Source organism: Paraburkholderia nemoris, from assembly GCF_905221015.1.
In the GTDB taxonomy this organism is placed as follows: Bacteria; Pseudomonadota; Gammaproteobacteria; order Burkholderiales; family Burkholderiaceae; genus Paraburkholderia; species Paraburkholderia nemoris.
In genome coordinates this window covers 13,393-36,060 of sequence record NZ_CAJNBO010000005.1, presented here as the reverse complement: position 1 = coordinate 36,060, position 22,668 = coordinate 13,393, and the positions used below count along the sequence as shown (strand labels likewise).

At 61.6% G+C, this 22,668-nt stretch carries 18 protein-coding genes; 15 read left to right on the top strand and 3 right to left on the bottom strand.

The features are described from left to right. The first annotated feature begins 122 nt into the window (after positions 1-122). The 3 genes from carB to KHO33_RS08925 all read left to right on the top strand — a co-directional run bounded on the left by carB (position 123) and on the right by KHO33_RS08925 (position 4,535). Positions 123-3,377, top strand: a complete 3,255-nt coding sequence (gene carB, locus KHO33_RS08935; protein ID WP_093640376.1) for a carbamoyl-phosphate synthase large subunit — start codon at positions 123-125, stop codon at positions 3,375-3,377. Positions 3,378-3,528: 151 nt separating this feature from the next. Continuing rightward, positions 3,529-4,005, top strand: coding sequence for a transcription elongation factor GreA (gene greA, locus KHO33_RS08930; protein WP_054036257.1), 477 nt, complete (start codon positions 3,529-3,531; stop codon positions 4,003-4,005). Between the two features lie 20 nt (positions 4,006-4,025). After that, complete coding sequence (locus tag KHO33_RS08925; RefSeq protein ID WP_200564598.1) at positions 4,026-4,535, top strand: DUF4149 domain-containing protein; 510 nt, start codon at positions 4,026-4,028, stop codon at positions 4,533-4,535. Positions 4,536-4,656: 121 nt separating this feature from the next. On the opposite strand, the gene KHO33_RS08920 is transcribed toward KHO33_RS08925, so the two are convergent. Next, positions 4,657-5,187: a YhbY family RNA-binding protein gene (locus KHO33_RS08920; protein ID WP_093640370.1), complete on the bottom strand. Its 531-nt coding sequence runs from the start codon at positions 5,185-5,187 to the stop codon at positions 4,657-4,659. Between the two features lie 182 nt (positions 5,188-5,369). Here KHO33_RS08920 and KHO33_RS08915 point away from each other — a divergent pair, with 182 nt between their 5' ends. The 11 genes from KHO33_RS08915 (at position 5,370) to phoR (ending at position 17,551) form a co-directional block, all read left to right on the top strand. Continuing rightward, entirely contained in the window at positions 5,370-6,032 is a 663-nt protein-coding gene (locus KHO33_RS08915; RefSeq protein ID WP_054036258.1) for an RlmE family RNA methyltransferase, read from the top strand. A 189-nt stretch (positions 6,033-6,221) separates the two neighbouring features. Continuing rightward, positions 6,222-8,111 carry an ATP-dependent zinc metalloprotease FtsH gene (gene ftsH / locus KHO33_RS08910; RefSeq protein ID WP_054036261.1) on the top strand — a complete coding sequence of 630 codons (1,890 nt, stop codon included), beginning with the start codon at positions 6,222-6,224 and terminating at the stop codon, positions 8,109-8,111. 83 nt (positions 8,112-8,194) lie between these two features. Continuing rightward, the gene (gene folP / locus KHO33_RS08905) at positions 8,195-9,094 is read left to right on the top strand and encodes a dihydropteroate synthase (RefSeq protein ID WP_054036351.1); all 900 of its coding nucleotides are present in this window, start codon (positions 8,195-8,197) and stop codon (positions 9,092-9,094) included. A gap of 28 nt (positions 9,095-9,122) precedes the next feature. Next, a complete protein-coding gene (gene glmM, locus KHO33_RS08900; protein WP_054036263.1) occupies positions 9,123-10,481 on the top strand; it encodes a phosphoglucosamine mutase in 1,359 nt (452 codons plus the stop codon). A 309-nt stretch (positions 10,482-10,790) separates the two neighbouring features. Next, positions 10,791-11,822: a phosphate ABC transporter substrate-binding protein PstS gene (gene pstS / locus KHO33_RS08895; RefSeq protein ID WP_054036265.1), complete on the top strand. Its 1,032-nt coding sequence runs from the start codon at positions 10,791-10,793 to the stop codon at positions 11,820-11,822. 158 nt (positions 11,823-11,980) lie between these two features. Next, positions 11,981-12,982, top strand: coding sequence for a phosphate ABC transporter permease PstC (pstC, locus tag KHO33_RS08890; RefSeq protein ID WP_054036353.1), 1,002 nt, complete (start codon positions 11,981-11,983; stop codon positions 12,980-12,982). Continuing rightward, entirely contained in the window at positions 12,979-13,875 is an 897-nt protein-coding gene (gene pstA, locus KHO33_RS08885) for a phosphate ABC transporter permease PstA (protein WP_054036267.1), read from the top strand. Before pstC ends, pstA begins: the two co-directional genes overlap by 4 nt. A 17-nt stretch (positions 13,876-13,892) precedes the next feature. Next, the gene (gene pstB, locus KHO33_RS08880) at positions 13,893-14,741 is read left to right on the top strand and encodes a phosphate ABC transporter ATP-binding protein PstB (RefSeq protein ID WP_054036269.1); all 849 of its coding nucleotides are present in this window, start codon (positions 13,893-13,895) and stop codon (positions 14,739-14,741) included. A gap of 28 nt (positions 14,742-14,769) precedes the next feature. Beyond that, on the top strand, positions 14,770-15,474 hold the full coding sequence (gene phoU / locus KHO33_RS08875; protein ID WP_054036271.1) for a phosphate signaling complex protein PhoU: 705 nt from the start codon (positions 14,770-14,772) through the stop codon (positions 15,472-15,474). Between the two features lie 25 nt (positions 15,475-15,499). Continuing rightward, positions 15,500-16,201 carry a phosphate regulon transcriptional regulator PhoB gene (gene phoB, locus KHO33_RS08870; RefSeq protein WP_028199153.1) on the top strand — a complete coding sequence of 234 codons (702 nt, stop codon included), beginning with the start codon at positions 15,500-15,502 and terminating at the stop codon, positions 16,199-16,201. Positions 16,202-16,237: 36 nt separating this feature from the next. Further along, positions 16,238-17,551, top strand: coding sequence for a phosphate regulon sensor histidine kinase PhoR (gene phoR / locus KHO33_RS08865; protein WP_054036272.1), 1,314 nt, complete (start codon positions 16,238-16,240; stop codon positions 17,549-17,551). A 113-nt stretch (positions 17,552-17,664) separates the two neighbouring features. Here the strand turns inward: phoR and ppk1 are convergent, their stop codons facing one another. Continuing rightward, complete coding sequence (ppk1, locus tag KHO33_RS08860) at positions 17,665-19,728, bottom strand: polyphosphate kinase 1 (protein WP_172315761.1); 2,064 nt, start codon at positions 19,726-19,728, stop codon at positions 17,665-17,667. A 202-nt stretch (positions 19,729-19,930) separates the two neighbouring features. Here ppk1 and ppx point away from each other — a divergent pair, with 202 nt between their 5' ends. Beyond that, entirely contained in the window at positions 19,931-21,556 is a 1,626-nt protein-coding gene (gene ppx / locus KHO33_RS08855; protein ID WP_054036274.1) for an exopolyphosphatase, read from the top strand. Between the two features lie 120 nt (positions 21,557-21,676). On the opposite strand, the gene KHO33_RS08850 is transcribed toward ppx, so the two are convergent. Then, positions 21,677-22,489, bottom strand: coding sequence for a GNAT family N-acetyltransferase (locus tag KHO33_RS08850; RefSeq protein ID WP_054036277.1), 813 nt, complete (start codon positions 22,487-22,489; stop codon positions 21,677-21,679). Positions 22,490-22,668: the final 179 nt, after the last annotated feature.

Genomic DNA, 22,668 nt, shown 5'->3' with positions numbered 1-22,668 from the left:
GCTCGCGGCGCGAACAGCGCCTCAGCGCACGAGCGCAGCGAGCCGCACACAACAGAGCGCGCGCAACGTATCAACGCAGCGCGCCGACGGAAAGAATTCAGGAATACATTAGCGAGAGCGTTATGCCCAAGCGGACAGACATTAAAAGCATCCTCATCATCGGCGCGGGTCCGATCATCATCGGCCAGGCGTGCGAGTTCGACTACTCGGGCGCGCAGGCGTGCAAGGCGCTGCGTGAGGAAGGCTACAAGGTCATTCTCGTCAACAGCAATCCGGCGACGATCATGACCGACCCGAACACGGCCGACGTCACCTACATCGAGCCGATCACGTGGGAAGTGGTGGAGCGCATCATCGCCAAGGAGCGCCCGGACGCGATCCTGCCGACGATGGGCGGCCAGACCGCGCTGAACTGCGCGCTCGATCTCCACGCGCACGGCGTGCTGGACAAGTATAAGGTCGAGCTGATCGGCGCCTCGCCGGAAGCGATCGACAAGGCGGAAGACCGTCAGAAGTTCAAAGACGCGATGACCAAGATCGGCCTCGGTTCGGCCAAGTCGGGCACCGCGCATTCGATGGAAGAAGCACTGCAGGTGCAGGCCGACATCGCGACTCAAACGGGTAGCGGCGGTTATCCGGTCGTGATCCGTCCTTCGTTCACGCTGGGTGGTTCGGGCGGCGGCATCGCGTACAACCGCGACGAATTCGAAGAGATCTGCAAGCGCGGTCTCGACCTGTCGCCTACGCGTGAGCTGCTGATCGAAGAATCGCTGCTCGGCTGGAAAGAGTACGAGATGGAAGTGGTCCGCGACAAGAAGGACAACTGCATCATCGTTTGCTCGATCGAAAATCTGGACCCGATGGGCATCCACACCGGCGACTCGATCACCGTCGCGCCGGCGCAAACGCTCACCGACAAGGAATACCAGATCCTGCGTAACGCATCGCTCGCCGTGCTGCGCGAGATCGGTGTGGACACGGGCGGTTCGAACGTGCAGTTCTCGATCAATCCGAAAGATGGCCGGATGATCGTGATCGAAATGAACCCGCGCGTGTCGCGTTCGTCGGCACTGGCCTCGAAGGCGACCGGCTTCCCGATCGCTAAGGTCGCCGCGAAGCTGGCAGTCGGCTACACGCTGGACGAGTTGAAGAACGAAATCACCGGCGGCCAGACTCCGGCATCGTTCGAACCGACGATCGACTACGTCGTCACCAAGATTCCGCGTTTCGCGTTCGAGAAATTCCGCGAAGCCGATGCGCGTCTGACCACGCAAATGAAGTCGGTCGGTGAGGTGATGGCAATCGGCCGCACCTTCCAGGAATCGTTCCAGAAGGCGCTGCGCGGTCTCGAAGTGGGCGTGGATGGTCTCGACGAAAAGACCAATAACCGCGACGAGATTATCCGCGAGATCGGCGAAGCCGGTCCGGATCGTATCTGGTATGTCGGCGACGCGTTCCGGGTCGGCATGACGGCCGAAGAGATCTTCGAAGAGACCTCGATCGACCCGTGGTTCCTCGCGCAGATCGAACAGATCATCCTGAAGGAAAAGGCGCTGGCCGGTCGTACGCTGGCAAGTCTGTCGAAGGAAGAACTCAAGTATCTGAAGCAAAGCGGCTTCTCGGATCGCCGCCTGGCCAAGCTGCTCGGTGCGAAGCCGGCGGAAGTGCGCCAGCGCCGTATCGAGTTGAACGTGCGCCCGGTCTACAAGCGCGTCGACACGTGCGCGGCCGAGTTCGCCACGAAAACCGCCTACATGTACTCGACCTACGAGGAAGAGTGCGAAGCGAACCCCACTAACAACAAGAAGATCATGGTGCTGGGCGGCGGCCCGAACCGGATTGGCCAGGGTATCGAGTTCGACTACTGCTGCGTGCACGCTGCGCTCGCCATGCGCGAAGACGGCTACGAAACGATCATGGTCAACTGCAACCCTGAAACCGTTTCGACCGACTACGACACGTCCGATCGTCTGTACTTCGAATCGCTGACGCTCGAAGACGTGCTCGAAATCGTCGACAAGGAAAAGCCGGTTGGCGTGATCGTTCAGTACGGTGGTCAAACGCCGCTGAAGCTCGCACTCGATCTCGAAGCGAACGGTGTGCCGATCGTCGGCACGTCGCCGGACATGATCGACGCCGCGGAAGACCGCGAGCGTTTCCAGAAGCTGCTGCAGGACCTCGGCCTGCGTCAACCGCCGAACCGTACCGCGCGTGCCGAAGACGAAGCGCTCAAGCTCGCTGAAGAAATCGGCTACCCGCTGGTGGTGCGTCCGTCGTACGTGCTGGGTGGCCGCGCGATGGAAATCGTCCACGAGCCGCGTGACCTCGAGCGCTATATGCGCGAGGCCGTGAAGGTGTCGAACGATTCGCCGGTGCTGCTCGACCGCTTCCTCAACGACGCGATCGAATGCGACGTGGATTGCATCTCGGATGGCGAAGCCGTGTTCATCGGCGGCGTGATGGAGCACATCGAACAGGCTGGCGTTCACTCGGGCGACTCGGCTTGCTCGCTGCCGCCGTATTCGCTGTCGAAGGAAACCATTGCCGAGCTGAAGCGCCAGACCGGCGCAATGGCCAAGGCGCTGAACGTGATCGGCCTGATGAACGTGCAGTTCGCGATCCAGCAGGTGCCGCAGGCGGATGGCTCGAAAGAGGACGTGATCTACGTGCTCGAAGTGAACCCGCGTGCCTCGCGTACCGTGCCGTATGTCTCGAAGGCGACCAGCCTGCCGCTCGCCAAGATCGCCGCGCGCGCGATGGTCGGCCAGACGCTCGCGCAACAGGGCGTGACGAAGGAAATCGATCCGCCGTACTTCAGCGTGAAGGAAGCCGTGTTCCCGTTCGTCAAGTTCCCGGCAGTCGATCCGGTGCTCGGACCGGAAATGCGCTCCACCGGTGAAGTGATGGGCGTGGGTCAAACGTTCGGCGAAGCGCTGTTCAAGTCGCAACTCGCGGCAGGTTCGCGTCTGCCGGAGTCGGGCACGGTGCTCTTGACCGTGATGGACGCCGACAAGCCGAAGGCCGTTGAAGTCGCGCGCATGCTGCACGAACTCGGCTACCCGATCGTCGCGACCAAGGGCACGGCAGCCGCGATCGAAGCGGCCGGTGTGCCGGTCAAGGTCGTCAACAAGGTGAAGGATGGCCGTCCGCACATCGTCGACATGATCAAGAACGGTGAAATCGCGCTGGTCTTCACGACCGTCGACGAAACCCGTGCCGCGATCGCCGACTCGCGTTCGATCCGCATGAGCGCGCAGGCGAACAAGGTCACGTACTACACGACGATGTCCGGTGCACGGGCCGCGGTTGAAGGTTTGCGCTATTTGAAGGACCTGGAAGTCTATGATTTACAAGGTCTTCACGCTCGCCTAAACTAAGGCTTCGAATACCTGTCCAAGATGTAAGTGCCGCGGTTAAGCGGCGTTCCGCAGGTGCTGGGTCCCGGGCTTTGTCCGGCGCTCTGGCCCCCGCGGAATGCACTTAACCGCGGTGATTTTTTTTACGGCTGTTTTTTGCATAGAGTTGTTTATGAGCACTGTTCCATTGACTAAGCGCGGCGCAGAAATGTTGCGCGATGAATTGCAGCGCCTGAAATCGGTTGAGCGTCCCTCGGTGATCAATTCGATCGCGGAAGCGCGTGCCCAGGGCGATCTGTCGGAAAACGCGGAATACGACGCGGCGAAGGAAAAGCAGGGCTTCATCGAAGGCCGTATTGCCGAAATCGAATCGAAGCTGGCCGGAGCGCAGGTGATCGACCCGGCGGCGGTCGAAGCGGACGGGCGCGTGGTGTTCGGCGCGACGCTCGAACTCGAAGACCTCGATTCGGGTGCGAAGGTCAAATACCAGATCGTCGGCGACGATGAAGCGGACATCGACCACGGTCTGATCTCGATCAGCTCGCCGATCGCGCGCGCATTGATCGGCAAGTCGGAAGGCGACGTTGCATCGGTGCAGGCGCCGGGCGGCGTGCGGGAGTACGAAATCATCGCGGTTAGCTACGTTTGAAGGCGGCCCCGGTGTCCTTGATGCCGCATCGACTGTTCCGTCTGCTGACGGTAGTGTGGGTCGGTAGTCTGTTGACTATCGGCTATGCCGTCGCGCCGGTGTTGTTCACGTCGCTCGATCGTATGACGGCGGGCGCCGTGGCGGCGCAACTGTTTCGTATCGAGGGCGTGCTGGGTGCGGTGTGCGGCATTTTGCTGCTGGGCTTGGCGAACGTACTGGTGCGCCGGGGCAGCGACGCTTATCGCCGTTTGCGCTGGTTGATCGTCGGCATGCTGGTGTGCGTGCTGGTGGGTTACTTTGCGCTGCAGCCGTTCATGAATGCCATGCGCATTGCCGCGCTGGAAGCGGGCAGTGATGTCGGGCATTCGGCTTATGCGACGCGCTTCGGCATCCTGCACGGCGTATCGAGCCTGTTTTACCTGATCGAGAGCCTGCTCGGTGTGGCGCTGGTGTGGAAGCTGCCGGCGAGCGTCGGCATCGTGGCCGCGGAGCAGGGCGCTCGCGGTGCTGCGGGGAAAGTAACCAGTTGAGTGGTATGGTTCTACCGTGCTTGAGCGGGTTTACCTGCCGCGCTACCCAAGTAGGCATCACCCCGGCCGCCTGAGCAGTTCACCCGAAGGTGCGGACACCGCCCGCACCCTCATCATTCGCTTACTTCGACGACTGATGCGCGCGCTTCGCGCTGGTCTGGCGCTTCTTGGCGCGTTTGATATTGCCGCCTTGCGTGACGCGTTCATTGCCGCGCACCACGACCGCTTTTGCCTTCGGCTTGCGCATCGGGATTTCGCTGGGCTTCACCACGGTGACCACGCGCGGTGCGCGGCCTTTACCCGGTTTGGCTTCGACAGCCGCTTCACGAGCGCTCGGCAGGGCGCCGCGCTTGGCCTTGACAGCCGGTTGTACTGCGGCTTCCGGCTTCCAGATCACCAGCAGCTTGCCGATATGCTGGATCGGCGCGGCGTTCAGCGTGTCGCAGATCTGTTCGTAGATGGCGATGCGTTCTTCGCGTTCGTCGCCGAACACGCGGATCTTGATCAGTTGATGCGCGCCAAGGTGGACCTTGATTTCCGACAGCACAGCGTCGGTCAAGCCTTCGGCGCCGACGAGCACGACCGGTTTGAGCGCATGTGCCTGGGAGCGCAACTCGGCGCGTTGGTCGGAAGAGACTTTAAGGGCTGGCATGGAAAGTGGGAGACTCGACTAAAATGGCGGCACCTGCATTTCCGAGAGATTCGGCCAATAGCGCAGGGCGGCGCGTCAGAACAACAGAATCGCGGATGACTGCCAGTTTTGGCGGTGGCCGCGCGAATTAACCGCGTATTATCCCCTAAAGCGCCACATTTCGCAGCAAGAGTTCACCTTTAATGGCAAAAAACAAGTTCAACACGGCGTGGTTGCATGATCACATCAACGACCCGTACGTCAAAATGGCGCAGCGGGAGGGCTATCGCGCCCGCGCAGCCTACAAGCTGAAGGAAATCGACGAGCAGGACAAGCTGATCCGGCCAGGCCAGGTGATTGTCGATCTCGGCTCGGTGCCGGGCAGCTGGAGCCAGTACGCCCGCAACAAGCTCGCCAAGGGCTCGCAGCGCGACGCCGAGCGCGAGGGCGGCATTGACGGCACGATCATCGCGCTGGACATGCTGCCGATGGAACCGATCGCCGACGTCCATTTCATTCAGGGCGACTTCCGCGAAGACTCGGTTCTCGAGCAACTCGAAGAATTAGTCGGAGAACGCCAGGTTGATCTTGTAATTTCGGATATGGCGCCCAACCTGTCGGGAGTGGCGGTGGCGGATGCCGCGCGAATCGAGCATCTGTGCGATATCGCGATGGAATTTTCGCAAAACCACCTGAAGCCGGATGGCGCCCTTTTAGTCAAATGTTTTCATGGCAGCGGTTATAGCCAGATTGTCGAAAAGTTCAAGCGCCAGTTCAAGGTGGTGGCGGCCCGCAAGCCGAAAGCCTCGCGGGACAAATCGTCAGAAACGTTTATTTTGGGTAAGCATCTGAAGCGCCCCGCGTAGGTGCGCTGCAGGAAGGTTCCGCATCTGCCGATAATGTGCCCACAGCACTAGAAATTGGCGCTGTGATGGCCCGCTGCGCTATTTGTGTGGTAGCGAAACCTTATGGCAGGGGTCTGCGGACTGGATTAGAATGCTTTCGTGGTGCCGCAAGGCAAATGTAGGCGCCCGTCTAAGTGAAGGAGTGGTGCTTTGAACAACAATATGTTTTCGAAAGCAGCAGTGTGGCTGGTTATCGCACTGGTGCTGTTTACGGTGTTCAAGCAGTTCGACAAGCCCCGTGTCCAGGAAGGCGTTTCCTATTCGCAGTTCATGGACGACGCGAAGAACGGCAAAGTCAAGAACGTCATTGTCCAGGGGCGGAACCTCACGGTCACTCCAGCAGACGGCCAGAAGTACCAGATCGTGTCGCCCGGCGACATCTGGATGGTTGGCGATCTGATGAAGTATGGCGTTCAGGTGAGCGGCAAGGCTGATGACGAACCGAATGCGCTGGTGTCCGCGCTGTATTACCTCGGACCAACGATCCTGATCATCGGCTTCTGGTTCTACATGATGCGACAGATGCAGGGAGGCGGGAAAGGCGGTGCGTTCTCGTTCGGTAAATCCCGTGCACGTCTGATCGACGAAAATAACAACGCTATCAATTTCACCGACGTCGCCGGTTGCGACGAAGCCAAGGAAGAAGTTTCCGAACTGGTCGACTTCCTGCGTGATCCGCAGAAATTCCAGAAGCTGGGCGGACGCATTCCGCGCGGCGTGCTGCTGGTGGGCCCTCCGGGAACGGGTAAGACCTTGCTGGCGCGCGCTATCGCCGGCGAGGCGAAGGTGCCGTTCTTCAGCATCTCGGGTTCGGACTTCGTGGAAATGTTTGTGGGTGTCGGTGCGGCTCGGGTGCGCGACATGTTCGAGCAGGCCAAGAAGCATGCACCATGTATCGTGTTCATCGACGAAATCGATGCGGTCGGCCGTCATCGCGGCGCCGGCATGGGCGGCGGTAACGACGAACGCGAACAGACCTTGAACCAGATGCTGGTCGAGATGGACGGCTTCGAAGCGAACTCGGGCGTGATCGTGATCGCTGCCACGAACCGTTCGGACGTGCTCGACAAGGCGCTGCTGCGTCCGGGCCGTTTTGACCGTCAGGTGTACGTCGGTCTGCCGGACATCCGTGGCCGCGAGCACATCATGAAGGTTCACCTGCGCAAGGTGCCGATTTCGAACGACGTCGACGCGGCGGTGATCGCACGCGGCACGCCGGGCTTCTCGGGCGCCGATCTGGCGAACCTGGTCAACGAAGCAGCCTTGTTCGCGGCTCGCCGCGGCAAGCGCATCGTCGAAATGAACGACTTCGAAGACGCGAAAGACAAGATCTTCATGGGTCCGGAGCGCAAGTCGGCCGTGATTCGCGAAGAATCGAAGCGTGCTACGGCGTATCACGAGTCGGGTCACGCGGTCATCGCCAAGCTGTTGCCGAAAGCCGATCCGGTGCACAAGGTCACGATCATCCCGCGCGGCCGTGCGCTGGGCGTCACGTGGCAGTTGCCGGAGCATGACAACGAAACGTATTCGAAAGACTACCTGCTGGACCGCCTTGCGATCCTGTTCGGTGGCCGTGTCGCGGAAGAGCTGTTCCTGAACCTGATCAGCACCGGCGCATCGGACGACTTCAACAAGGCAACGGCTACGGCCCGCGCCATGGTGGCTCGCTTCGGTATGACGGACGCACTCGGACCGATGGTTTACGTCGACGACGAAAACGACGCAACGCCGTTTGGCCGTGGCTTCACGCGCACCATTTCGGAAGCGACGCAACAGAAGGTCGACGCGGAAATTCGCCGCGTGCTCGACGAGCAGTACAACCTCGCCAAGCGCCTGCTGGACGAGAACCGCGACAAGGTCGAAGCGATGACCGCCGCACTGATGGAGTGGGAAACGATCGACGCTGATCAGATCAACGACATCATGGCAGGCCGTCCGCCGCGTTCGCCGAAGAGCTCGCCGCCGTCGGCAAGCGACGCCTCGTCGGGCGGCAGCCCGGGCACCGAGGTCAAGCCGGGCAGCGCGACCGCGCCGGCCTGATCGGCGACCAGTAGAAAGTGCGGGCCGGTGTGATTCACACCGGCCCGTTTTGCATTTATTCGTTTTACGTGATTGACCGCTACGTGTCGAAAGTCGAATTCCCTTCTCTTCCCGTCCCCGAACCGCTGCAATGCGGCCGCTTCAAGCTGACCTTTGAACGCCCGTTAGTCATGGGCATCCTCAACGTCACGCCCGATTCGTTTTCCGATGGCGGCCAGTACGCGATGCGCGGCGATGCGCTGCGCCAGGCCGAGCGCATGTTGCTCGACGGCGCGGACATCATCGACATCGGCGGCGAGTCGACCCGTCCGGGTGCGCCGCCCGTGCCGCTCGACGAAGAACTGGAGCGGGTGATCCCGCTGGTCGAACTGCTGCGCGGCGCGAATGTGCCGTTGTCGGTGGATACGTACAAGCCGGAAGTGATGCGTCACGCATTGACCGCGGGTGCGGACCTGATCAACGATATCTGGGGTTTCCGGATGCCCGGTGCGGTAGACGCCGTTCGCGACAGCGAATGCGGTCTGTGCGTGATGCATATGCTCGGCGAGCCGCAGACCATGCAGCTCGGTGAGCCTGCCTATGACGACGTGGTAAGCGAAGTTCGGCAGTTTCTCGAAGAACGGGTGACGACCCTGAAGCAGGCGGGCATCGCTCGTGCTCGCATCAGCGTTGACCCGGGCTTTGGTTTCGGCAAAGCGGTGATCGAACACAATTACGCCCTGCTCGCGCATCTGCCGGACACGGCGCCGCGGGCCGAGCCGCCGTACCCCATTCTGGCCGGCATGTCGCGCAAGTCGATGGTCGGCGCGGTTGTCGGACGCCCGGCGCCGGAGCGCGTCGCGGGCAGCATCGCCGCTGCGGTGTGTGCCGCCGGGCGCGGTGCGGCAATTCTGCGCGTGCACGACGTCGCGCAAACAGTGGATGCATTGAAAGTATGGGCGGCCATGCGCGACGCGGCGAATCACAGCCGCGCGCGCGGCTGAACCCACAAGCCAAGGAGGAACATAAAACATGGCACGTCGTTATTTCGGAACGGACGGGATTCGGGGCAAGGTCGGCGAAGGGCCGATTACGCCGGAGTTTGTATTGCGGCTCGGCTACGCGGCCGGCAAGGTGCTCGCGGGCGCGGACCGCTGGGCGAGAACGGGCGCGCGGCCCACGGTGCTGATCGGTAAAGACACCCGGGTGTCGGGCTATATGCTCGAAGCCGCGCTCGAAGCGGGCTTTTCCGCGGCGGGCGTCGACGTCATGCTGGCCGGGCCGATGCCGACCCCGGGCATTGCCTATCTGACGCGCGCACTGCGGCTCGCCGCGGGCGTCGTGATCAGCGCGTCGCACAACCCGTACTACGACAACGGCATCAAATTCTTCTCCGCCGACGGCAACAAGCTGCCCGACGAAGTGGAATTGCAGATCGAAGAACAACTCGATCTGCCGCTCGCATGCGCCGCCTCCGAGCAACTCGGCAAGGCGCGGCGCCTCGACGACGCAGCCGGCCGCTATATCGAGTTCTGCAAGAGCACGTTCCCAGCGGCGTTCGACTTGCGCGGCCTGAAGCTGGTGGTCGACTGCGCGCACGGCGCCGCGTACGACGTCGCGCCGCACGTGTTCCATGAACTCGGCGCGGATGTGATTCCGATCGGCGTCGCGCCGAACGGTTTCAACATCAACGACGGCGTCGGCGCGACCGCGCCGGACGCGCTGGTGCGCGCGGTGCGCGCAAATCACGCGGACCTCGGCATCGCGCTCGACGGCGACGCCGACCGGCTGCAGGTCGTGGATTCGGCAGGCCGCCTGTATAACGGCGATGAACTGCTCTACGTACTGGTCAAGGACCGGATGGCGACCGACGGCAAAGTGGACGGCGCGGTCGGCACCTTGATGACCAATATGGCGGTCGAAGTCGCGCTGCAGGAAGCTGGCGTGAAGTTCGTCCGCGCGGCCGTGGGCGACCGCTACGTGCTCGAGCAGTTGCGCGAACACGGCTGGCAGCTGGGCGCGGAAGGCTCCGGCCATATTCTCTCCCTCGACCGTCATTCGACCGGCGACGGCATCGTGTCGGCCCTGCTGGTGCTGGCCGCGATGAAGCGCAGCGACAAAACGCTCGCCGAGCTGCTCCACGGCGTGACGCTGTTCCCGCAGAAGCTGATCAACGTGCGGATGCAGCCCGGCGCGGACTGGAAAGGCAGCGACGCCATCCGCCGCGCCATCAGCACGGCCGAGGAAGCGCTGAACGGCCGCGGCCGCGTGCTGATTCGGGCCTCGGGCACCGAGCCCGTTCTGCGCGTGATGGTGGAGGCGGAAAAAGTCGACGACGCCATTCGCCACTCCGAAGCGATCGCCAACGCGGTCAAGCTGGCCACGGCCTGAACCGCGCCTGCCCTACGGCGGCGAGGGACGATCATGAGCGCGTCCCCGCTGCCGCACCCCTCCGCTGTCCATCTCCGCAGTGCCCCTCCAAACACTCGCAAACGTTCGCGTCCCATTTTTTTCGTCTAATCTGTAAAGCGACGCTTGCCACGCCGCCAAAGCGGCGATTTGTCCACGCGTGCGCCTTTCACCTTAGTAATCTCACTGTCACATCCGTTTCACGGTTAGTCACGTTACTGTCACAAAGAGACCCTAAGCTTCGCGGTGTTCGTGTTATTCGCTCACACCGCTCACACCCTTGGAGGTCTCATGAAATTGATGCAAACCGTGTTCGCTGGCGTCGCTGGCGCGCTTTTCGCGATCGCAGCGCAAGCCGCAGACATCACCGGCGCGGGCAGCACCTTCGCAGCACCGATCTACACGAAGTGGGCCGATGCCTACCAGAAGTCGGGTGGCGGCAAGGTCAACTATCAAGGTATCGGCTCGTCGGGTGGCGTGAAGCAGATCGTCGCGAAGACTGTTGACTTCGCTGGTTCGGACGCTCCGCTGAAGGACGAAGACCTCGCGAAGGAAGGCCTGTTCCAGTTCCCGACGGTTGTCGGCGGCGTGGTGCCGGTTGTCAATGTGCCGGGCGTGACGCCGGGTGAACTGACGCTGTCGGGCGAAGTGCTCGGCGACATCTATCTGGGCAAGATCAAGAAGTGGAACGATCCGGCGATCGTTGCATTGAACCCGAAGGCTAAGCTGCCGGATACCGACATCGCCGTGGTTCGCCGCGCCGACGGTTCGGGCACCAGCTTCATCTGGACGAACTACCTGTCGAAGGTCAACGCAGACTGGAAGTCGAAGGTTGGTGAAGGTTCGACGGTCAACTGGCCGACGGGTACGGGCGGCAAGGGCAACGACGGCGTCGCAGCCTTCGTGCAACGTCTGCCGGGCGCAATCGGCTACGTCGAATGGGCGTACGCAAAGCAGAACAAGATGACGTATGTCGGCCTGAAGAATTCGTCGGGTACGGTGGTCGAGCCGAAGACGGAAACGTTCAAGGCAGCGGCAGCGGGCGCGGACTGGTCGAAGTCGTTCTACCAGATCCTGACGAACGAGCCGGGCAAGAACGCATGGCCGATCGTCGGCGCAACGTTCGTGCTGCTGCACACGGCGCAGGACAAGCCGGCGCAAGGCACCGAAACGCTGAAGTTCTTCGACTGGGCGTTCAAGAACGGCAACCAGGCTGCGAACGATCTGGACTACATCTCGCTGCCGGATTCGGTTGTGTCGGAAATCCGCACGCAGTGGAAGTCGAAGGTGAAGGACGCTGCGGGCAAGCCGATCGCTGACTAAGCTGCAGAATTAAGCGACGTAGCATGCAGTAAGCATCCAGCAATACATTGGCCGTCCTCACTCGAGGACGGCCAATGGCGTTACCCCGGCATCAGCCAGCATTGTCCGCCGCGCGACAAGTGTCGTCCGGCAACTGGAAACAGGTCCATCAGGCTCTCATGTCCGATATCCAATTAGCGTCTGGCGCGGCGAAGTCGACACCGCCCGGCAGCACGTCGCAGCAGAAAGCGCCCAGCCGCGCTGGCGACGTTATCTTCGGCGGCCTTGCCCGTCTCTCCGCCATCATCACCTTGTTGCTGCTCGGCGGCATCATCGTTTCGCTGATCGTCGCTTCGCTGCCGTCGATCAAGCAATTCGGTTTCGCGTTCCTATGGACCGCCGACTGGGATCCACCTAGCAAGCAATTCGGCGCCTTGGTGCCTATCTACGGCACGATCGCGACCTCGCTCATTGCACTCATCATCGCGGTGCCGGTCAGCTTCGGCATCGCACTTTTCCTGACCGAACTCGCGCCCGCGTGGCTGCGCCGTCCGCTCGGCGTCGCCATTGAACTGCTTGCCGCGATTCCGTCGATCGTCTACGGCATGTGGGGTCTGCTGGTGTTCGCGCCGATCTTCGCGACGTGGTTCGAAAAGCCGCTCGGCACGCTCCTCAGCGGCATTCCGATCGTCGGCGCGTTGTTCAAGGGCGCACCGATCGGTATCGGCATTCTCTGCGCGGGCGTGATTCTCGCGATCATGATCATTCCGTACATCGCTTCGGTGATGCGCGACGTGTTCGAAGTCACGCCGGTCCTGTTGAAGGAATCGGCGTACGGCATCGGCTGCACCACCTGGGAAGTGATGTGGAAGATCGTGCTGCCCTTCACCAAGAGCGGCGTGATCGGCGGCGTGATGCTCGGCCTCGGCCGAGCACTCGGCGAGACCATGGCGGTTACGTTCGTGATCGGCAACACCAATCTGCTCGATAACGTCTCGCTGTTTTCGCCGGGCAACAGTATTACCTCGGCGCTCGCCAACGAATTCGCGGAAGCGGATCCGGGCCTGCATACGTCCGCGCTGATGGAACTCGGGTTGATCCTCTTTGTGATTACTTTCATCGTGCTGGCGATCTCGAAGATCATGCTGCTTCGCCTCGAAAAAGGGGAGGGCGCGAAATGAGCCAGCCCACCTTGAATATGCCGGGTTCGAACGACGCCGCTGCGCTCGAAGCGATGCGCGTGCGCCTGCAAGGCCGCCGCCGCGCGAAGAATGCCGTTGCGCTGACCATGTCGCTCGCGGCTATGGCGTTCGGTCTGCTGTGGCTGGTATGGATTCTTTATACGACGCTGCGCCTTGGCATCGGCGGCTTGTCGGTCGAATTGTTCACGCAGTCGACGCCGCCGCCGAACACCGATGGCGGCGGTCTCGCCAACGCGATCGTCGGCAGCTTGATGCTGGTTGCGCTCGCAACTTTCGTCGGCACGCCGATCGGCATTCTGGCGGGCGTGTATCTCGCCGAGTACGGTCAGAAGGGCTGGCTCGCCAGTGTCACGCGTTTCATTAACGACATCCTGTTGTCGGCGCCGTCGATCGTCGTCGGTCTGTTCGTCTACGCGCTCGTCGTGGCGAAGATGGGCCACTTCAGCGGTTGGGCCGGCGTATTCGCGCTCGCACTGCTGCAGATTCCGATCGTGATCCGCACCACCGAGAACATGCTGAAGCTGGTGCCGAACGCGCTGCGCGAAGCCGCTTTCGCACTCGGCACGCCGAAGTGGAAGATGGTGATGTCGATCACGCTGAAGGCTTCGATCGCGGGCATTATCACGGGCGTCCTGCTCGGCGTCGCGCGCATTGCCGGTGAAACGGCGCCGCTGCTCTTCACCGCGCTGTCGAACCAGTTCTTCTCGTGGAACATGGACCAGCCGGTTGCGAACCTGCCGGTCACGATCTACAAGTTCGCGATGAGCCCGTTTGCGCAGTGGCAATCTCTCGCGTGGGCCGGCGTCTTCCTGATCACGCTCGCGGTGCTGGGATTGAACATCCTCGCGCGCACGATCTTTTCGAATAAGTAAGGGCGGAGTGTAATCCGATGAATATGGCAGAAACTCAACTCAATCCGGGCACGCGTCCTACGGCGCCCGCCGGTTTCGATCCCGCCCAAAGCGGCCAGGCGCAAGCTCAGTCGCGTCCGAAGATCGAAATCAACGACCTGAACTTCTTCTACGGCAAGTATCACGCGCTGAAGAACATCAATCTGCGGATTCCCGAAGGCAAGGTCACCGCCTTCATCGGCCCATCGGGTTGCGGCAAGTCGACCCTGCTGCGCACGCTCAACAAGATGTACGCGCTCTATCCGGAGCAACGGGCCGAAGGCGAGATTCTGATGGACGGCGAAAACCTGCTGACTTCCAAGCGCGATATTTCGCTGCTGCGCGCGCGGATCGGCATGGTGTTCCAGAAGCCGACGCCGTTTCCGATGTCGATCTACGACAACATCGCGTTCGGCGTGAAGATGTTCGAAACGCTGCCGCGCTCGGAAATGGACGACCGCGTGGAATGGGCGCTGACCAAGGCCGCGCTGTGGAACGAGGTCAAGGATAAACTGGGCCAGAGCGGCTACGGTTTGTCCGGCGGTCAGCAACAGCGTCTGTGTATCGCGCGCGGTATCGCGATCCGTCCTGAAGTGCTGCTGCTCGACGAGCCGTGTTCCGCGCTCGACCCGATTTCCACGGGCCGCATCGAAGAACTGATCGCTGAATTGAAGAGCGATTACACGGTTGTAATCGTGACGCACAACATGCAACAGGCCGCACGCTGTTCGGACTACACTGCCTATATGTACCTCGGTGAACTGATCGAATTCGGCGACACCGAAAAGATCTTCATCAAGCCGGTCCGCAAGGAAACCGAGGACTACATCACTGGCCGCTTCGGCTAAGCCGCCGCGCAAAACAACGGAGTACGACATGTCCGATAAACATCTGTCCAGCCAGTTCGACGCCGACCTGAACCTCGTTTCCTCGAAGGTGCTCGAAATGGGCGGCCTGGTCGAGTCGCAGATCGTCAACGCGATGATCGCGCTCAACAACTTCGACCTCGATGTATGCGAGCAGGTGATCGCCGCTGAAGACCGCCTGAACACGATGGAAGTCGAGATCGACGAAGAGTGCAGCAACATCATCGCGCGCCGTCAGCCGGCCGCGCGCGACTTGCGCCTCCTGATCGCGATTTCGAAGACCATCACGAATCTCGAGCGCGCCGGCGACGAAGCCGAAAAAATCGCCAAGCGGACCAAGCGTCTGATGGAAGACGGTGCTTCGCGCAGCATCAATATCGCCGAGATCAAATTGTCGGGCGAAATGGCGGTGTCGATCCTGCGCCGCGCACTGGACGCTTTTGCGCGTCTGGACACGGTCGCCGCTGCGCAGATCATGCGCGACGACAAGGCAATCGACGAAGAATTCCGCGCTTTCGTTCGCAAGCTGATTTCGTATATGACTGAAGATCCGCGTTCGATTTCGGTGGGCCTCGATTTTCTGTTTATCGCCAAGGCGATCGAACGGATCGGCGACCACGCGAAAAACATCGCTGAATTCATCATCTACATCGTCAAGGGCACCGACGTGCGGCACAAGTCGCGCGACGCGCTCGAACGCGAAGCACTCAGTTAATCAGTTATAAGGATCAGAGGTGCCGATGCCCAGCAGCATTCTCGTCATTGAAGATGAGCCCGCCATTTCCGAACTGATTTCGGTGAATCTTCAACACGCCGGACACTGCCCGATTCGCGCGTACAACGCGGAGCAGGCGCAGAACCTGATTAGCGACGTACTGCCCGACCTCGTGCTGCTCGACTGGATGTTGCCGGGCAAGTCGGGCATCGCGTTCGCTCGCGATCTGCGCAACAACGAGCGCACCAAGCACATTCCGATCATCATGCTGACCGCACGTGGCGATGAGCAGGACAAGGTGCTCGGCCTCGAAATCGGCGCCGACGACTACGTCACCAAACCGTTTTCGCCAAAAGAACTGATGGCGCGTATCAAGGCGGTGTTGCGCCGCCGTGCGCCGCAGTTGACCGAAGATCTGGTTGCGATCAACGGTCTGAAGCTCGATCCGGCAACGCACCGTGTCGCCGCGCACGCCGAAGGCAGCGAGATCAAGCTCGATCTCGGCCCGACCGAATTCCGTCTGCTGCATTTCTTCATGACGCACCCGGAACGCGTGCATAGCCGCACACAACTGCTCGATCAGGTGTGGGGCGACCACGTGTTCGTCGAAGAGCGCACGGTGGATGTGCACATCAAGCGTCTGCGCGCGGCACTGAAGCCGGCCGGGTGCGATGCTATGATTGAGACGGTACGCGGCAGCGGCTACCGGCTCGCGAAGAGCGCCTGACTCTGCGGTAGCACCTTTCTCTTCGATCGCTAGAACATGAACATCATCTGGGCGCGCTCCATCGTGTCGGTCGTGCTGCTGGCTGTTCTGTGCGTGGTGGTCGGCGCACTTCTGAACGTCAAGGCAGGGCTGGCCCTCGCGATCGTCATGCTGCTCGTGCAGAGCTTCTTTAGCACCTTCCACAAGCAGCGTTTGTGGCGCCTGCTCGATGCGCCGGTCTACGGCGAAGTGCCGAGCGCTCCCGGCATCTGGGGCGAAATCTACTACCGTCTGCATAAGCTCGCGAAGCGCTGGCATGCGCAGGTGCGTCAGGTCGAGCAGCAGCATTCGCGTTTCATCCAGGCGATCCAGGCGTCGCCGAACGGCGTGGCGATGCTCGACGATCACGATCAGATCGAGTGGTGCAACGCGATCTCCGAACTCCATTTCGGGCTCGATGCGAAACGCGATCTGCGTCAGCACATCACGCATCTGGTGCGTCAGCCCGATTTCGTGCGCTATCTGAATTCACAGCGCTACGAACAGATGCTGATCATGCGCGGCATGGGCGAGAAGCGCCAGAACGTGCTGTCGGTGCAGGTGTTTCCGTATGGCGAGAATCGCAAGCTGGTGCTGTCGCAAGACATCACCGAGCTGGAGCGTACCGACGCGATGCGGCGCGATTTCGTCGCTAATGTCTCGCATGAACTGAAGACGCCGCTGACCGTGTTGTCGGGTTTTCTCGAGACGATGCGGGAGCTGCCGCTAAGCGAAGCCGAGCGCGGGCGCTATCTCGAACTGATGGAGCAGCAGGCCTCGCGCATGCGCCATATCGTCAACGACTTGCTGGTGCTCGCGAAGCTCGAAGGCGACAACAAGCCGCCGAGCGATCAGATGATCGATATGCGTGCGGTGCTGCGGCATTTGCGGGACGACGCGCAAAGCCTGTCGAGCGACCATCACAAGATCGTGTTCGACGCCGACGAAGGGCTCACCGTCACTGGCGTGGAAACGGAAATTCTCAGCGCGCTTGGCAACCTCGTGACCAATGCGATCCGCTATACGCCCGACGGCGGTGCGATCAAGGTGAGTTGGCAGGCCAACGGCGGCAGTGCGGTTTTTTCTGTCACGGACAGCGGCTTGGGGATTCCGGCAGCGGACATTCCACGTCTGACCGAGCGCTTCTATCGCGTCGACCGTAGCCGCTCGCGCGATACAGGCGGCACGGGCTTGGGTCTCGCCATCGTCAAGCATGTGCTGCAACGGCACGATGCGCAGCTCGACGTGAAGAGCGAAGAGGGGCGTGGCAGCACGTTCACTGTGCGCTTTCCGGTGTTTCGCACGGCGCGTCGGCAACCGGCGCCGGCTTGAGATGAGAACGTTGACCTGAAAAAAAGCCCGCCGGGAACAATACAGGCGGGCTTTTTTCATGCGCCGCGCCGCTTGCTTCAGCGGCGCCCAAACGCGATCAGAGAATCACGAAATCACGAACAGAATTTCCCCAGCAGACTCATCTGCGCATTGCGCGAGGATTTGCCCGGCCGGCGGCGCCGATAGTGGCCGTCGCTCTGCATCAGCCACGCGGATTGGTTGTCGCCGAGAAAGGCCGACAGACCTTCAGCAATCACACGCCGCTTCAAACGACGGTTGTTGACCGGAAACGCCACTTCCACACGCCTGAAGAAGTTACGGTCCATCCAGTCGGCGCTCGACAGATACACCTGCTCCTTGCCGCCGTCGTAGAAGTAGAAGATGCGGTGATGCTCGAGGAAGCGCCCGACAATCGAGCGCACCGTGATGTTCTCCGACAAACCCGGCACACCCGGTTGCAACGAACACACGCCACGTACGATCAGATCGATCTTCACGCCCGCCTGTGACGCTTCGTATAGCTCGGCAATCACGGTCGGTTCAAGCAGCGCGTTCATCTTCGCGACGATGCGCGCCTTCTTGCCGGCCCGAGCATGCTCGGCTTCCGCACGAATCGCTTCAACCAGTTTCGGATGCAGCGTGAACGGCGACTGCCACAACTCGTGCAGCGACAGTTCGCCACCTATGCCGGTCAGTTGCTGGAACACGTGGTGCACGTCTTCGCAGATCTTCTGATCCGAGGTCATCAGCGCGAAGTCGGTATAAAGACGCGCGGTGCGCGGGTGATAGTTGCCGGTGCCCAGGTGCACGTAACGCTTGAGCGTGGTCTTGCCGCCCGACGACACACGCCGCACGATCAGCATCATTTTCGCGTGGCACTTGTGGCCCACCACGCCGTACACGACGTGCGCGCCCACCGCTTCAAGCTGCGACGCCCAGTTGATGTTGGTTTCTTCGTCGAAGCGCGCGAGCAGTTCGACCACCACCGTCACTTCCTTGCCGTTGCGCGCGGCTTGCATCAGCGCGTCCATCAGCGGCGAGTCGGTGCCGGTGCGATAGATGGTCTGCTTGATGGCCATCACGTTCGGGTCTTTGGCTGCCTGCAGCAGCAGCTCGAGCACCGGTTGAAAGCTCTCATAAGGATGATGCAGCAGCACGTCGCCCTGATCGATCACGTCGAACATGCTGGTGCTGTTGGCGATCTGCGGCGGGATCGCCGGAATATGCGGAACGAATTTCAGGTCGGGCCGATCCACCATTTCCGGCAATTGCATCAGCCGCACCAGATTGACGGGGCCGTCGGCGAAATAACAATCCTTGGTGGTCAGACCGCTTTCGTCGAGCAGGCGCCGCACGACATGCGAGGGCGTCTCCGCCGATACTTCGAGCCGCACCGCATTGCCCAGATGCCGTGCCGGCAGTTCGCCCTGCAACGCGACACGCAGATTGGTGATTTCGTCTTCATCGACGAACAGTTCGCTATTGCGTGTGATGCGAAACTGGTTGCAGGTACGCACCACCAGATTCGGGAACAGCTCGCCGACAAAGCGCTGCAGCAACGAGCTCAGCAGCACGAAACCATGCGGATAGCCCGACAGCTCCTGCGGCATGCGCACAAGCCGGGGCAAGGCACGTGGCGCCTGCACGATGCCCATCATCGCCTGGCGGCCGAACGCATCCTTGCCTTCGAGTTCGACGACGAAGTTCAGGCTCTTGTTGAGCACGCGCGGAAACGGGTGAGCCGGATCGAGGCCGATCGGCGTGAGCACCGGCAGCAGTTCGTCGAAGAAGTAATTGCGCGCCCATTCGGTCTGCGCTTCGTTCCACGCTTCAGTGCCGTGAAAATAGATGCCTTCTGCTTCGAGCGCGGTGAGCACCGTGTCGTGCAGCATGGTGTACTGGCGATGCACGAGCCTCTGCGCGCGCTCGACCACGAGGTCGTACACGTGCTGCAGCGACATGCCGTCTGGTGACAGCGCGCCCGGGTTGTCGCGCATCTGTTCCTGCAGTCCGGCCATGCGGACTTCGAAGAATTCGTCGAGGTTGCTACTGGTGATGCAGATGAAGCGCAGGCGTTCGAGCAAAGGGACGGCAGGGTCGGCAGCTTGTGCCAACACACGCTCGTTGAAACCCAGAATGCCCAGCTCGCGATTCAATAAGGGGTAGCGGATGGACATCGGCAGCGAGAATGGAATGTCAGGAAGGGAGACGTAAAGACGCTCGGAAATTCTCACAGTATGATGACGTTGTTATGACATTCTCGAAGTTATAAATTCTACGCCGTATTCATTGCGTGTCGTAATTATGACGCAGTGTGTGTGGGACCATAGGGCACCCCCATTACTGCGAGGCGACATCGTGAGGTCCGGTACGCTTAGAATGGCGTCTTTGAACAGCGCGGCCGGCCACAAGGCGCCCAAGGCATCCGGTGGACATCCGGTACCTTTCGCATCCACCGCCGCCGCGCTCGCGCGCATGGAGTCCGCTTACTCGATGGTCACTACTCCACAACTCCTTGCTGCCGTCGATCTCGGCTCGAACAGCTTCCGGCTGATCGTGGGCCGGGTCGAGGAAACCGACGCGGGCAGCCAGATCTATCAGGTCGACGCCTTGCGCGAGCCGGTGCGCCTTGCTGCCGGCCTGTCGCGCGACAAGATGCTCGACCGCGCCTCGCAAGTGCGCGGCTGGGACGCGCTCAAGCGCTTTGGCGAGCGCCTGCGCGACTTTCATCCCGATCATGTTCGCGCCGTCGCCACCAATACGCTGCGCATCGCCAAGAACGCGGGCGAGTTTCTCGGCGAGGCGCAAGCCGCGCTGGGTTTTCCGATCGAAGTGATCGCCGGGCGTGAAGAAGCGCGCCTGATTTATGCAGGGGCTGCACACTCCGTGCCCGCCAGCGCGGGCAAACGTCTCGTCGTGGATATCGGCGGCGGCTCGACGGAATTCATCATTGGGTCGCACTACACGCCGATCAAGATGGAGAGCCTGTATATCGGCTGCGTGAGCCACAGCCGCGCATTCTTCCCGGCGGGCAATGTCGACGAATACACGATGCGCCAGGCCGAACTTGCCGCGAGCCGTGAAATTCAGATCATTTCCGCCGAATACAAGAAAACCGGCTGGGAACAGGCGATTGGCTCGTCCGGCACCGCGCGGGCGCTCGCCGAACTGGTCGAGGCCAACGGCTTCAACGATCCGGGCGTTACGCACGGCATCTCGCGCGGTGGGCTGGAGCGCCTCAAGCGCGCGTTGATCAAGGCGGAAAACGTCAATCGTCTGAAGCTGGTCGCGTTGAAGGGCGATCGCATTCCGGTGCTGGCCGGCGGCCTGTCGATCATGATCGCGGTGTTCGACGAACTCGGCGTCGATTACGTCGATACGACAGATGGCGCGCTGCGCCTCGGCGTGCTGTACGACTTGCTGGGCCGTTCGCAGCACGAGGACATGCGCACGGTGACGGTGGAAGGCTTCATGCGCCGTTACGGCGTGGACCGCGCGCAGGCCGGGCGTATCGGCGAACTCGCGGTGCGCTTTTACGATCAGTTTGCCGAACCGGACGAAGAGCGCCGCGCCGAGAACCGCATGTTCCTCGGCTGGGCTGCGGCCTTGCACGAAATCGGACTGTCGATCTCGCACAGCGCTTATCACAAGCATTCCGCCTATATCGCCAGCAACGCCGACATGCCGGGCTTTTCGCGCACCGACCAGGCGCGGCTCGCCGCGCTGGTGCTCGGCCACGCGGGGAAACTCGGCAAGCTCTCGCAAACGCGCGAAGTGGAATGGCCGCTGCTGTTCTGCCTGCGGCTCGCGGCACTGCTGTGCCGCCGGCGTGCGGACGTCGGCTTGCCGGGTATCGCGGTCGCGCAGGTCAATGGCGGTTATGAAGTGCGTTTGCCGAACGAGTGGGTGGCTAACAACCCGCTGACGGATTACAGCCTGATCCAGGAAGCCGCGGAGTGGGAGAAGGTTGGCATTCCCTATCGCGTGGTGTACACGGACGATTGAGAATCATGCGTGATAAATGAAAAAGCCCGGTGGATGAGCCGGGCTTTTTTTATGTGCATCAGTTTTCAGTCGCTCAGCCGCCCGCTGAATATGCCGGGCGGCTCGCGTGTCCAGCCCAGTTCAGCGCGGCGTTGCGTCGCCGAGGAAGTGCCGCGCATAACGCGCGTTGATATCCGTCAGGCGCAACAGCGTCAGAAAGTCGGCGGTGTTGAAGTCAGGATCCCAGGCCGGTGCGCCGCAAATCTTCGCACCGAGGCGCAGATAGCCCTTCACCAGCGGCGGCGGTGCGACGTCGGCGCCGGTTTGCAATTCTTCCACCGGCAGCGGCGTGTGCGGGAACGCGCGATATTCCGGCGCCGTCATCGCGTTGTCGCGCAGCGAGCAGTAAAGATTCGCCGCGTAGTGGCCACCGTCGACCATCGCGACGCTCGCGCAGCCGAGCATCGTCTCGTAGCCGTTGTGCTTCATGTATGCGGCGAGTCCTGCCCACAACGACATGATCACCGAGCCGCTGCGATAGTCAGGGTGCACGCATGAGCGGCCCACTTCGACCATCTTCGCGCGCAGGTGCGTGAGACGTGACACGTCGAATTCGCTTTCGGCATACAGGCGGCCGATACGGGCGGCCTGGTGCGGCGGCAGCGCGCGATAGGTACCGACCACCTTCAGCGTGTCGAGATCGCGCACCAGCAGGTGATCGCAGTAGGAATCGAATACATCGACGTCGAGGCCGGCCGGTCCCGTCAGACGGGCGCCCATTTCATCGGCGAATACACGGTAGCGCAGACGCTGGGCCTCGCGCAGTTGCTCGTCGGTGCGTGCCCACGTCACTTGCAGGCGATGCTGGGCGGTGACTGTCTCTTCGGCGCGCGGCAGGCGGCGCGTTTCGAAGATCGAAGCCAGGGGCAGGGTGGGCGTCGGCAGTTCTCGCATGTGGCGTCCTGGTCGAAAAAAGGGAGATTTCTTTTTTCGCCAATGTAGTAACGCCTGGTGACGCTCGCATGGCAAAGCTGTGACGATTGGATGACTGCCCGTAAGCTCCGTGCGCGCGGCTTGTAATGTCGTGGGCCGGGCGGGTCATGTGTTGTTTCCGCGCGACCGCTGGGACTGGC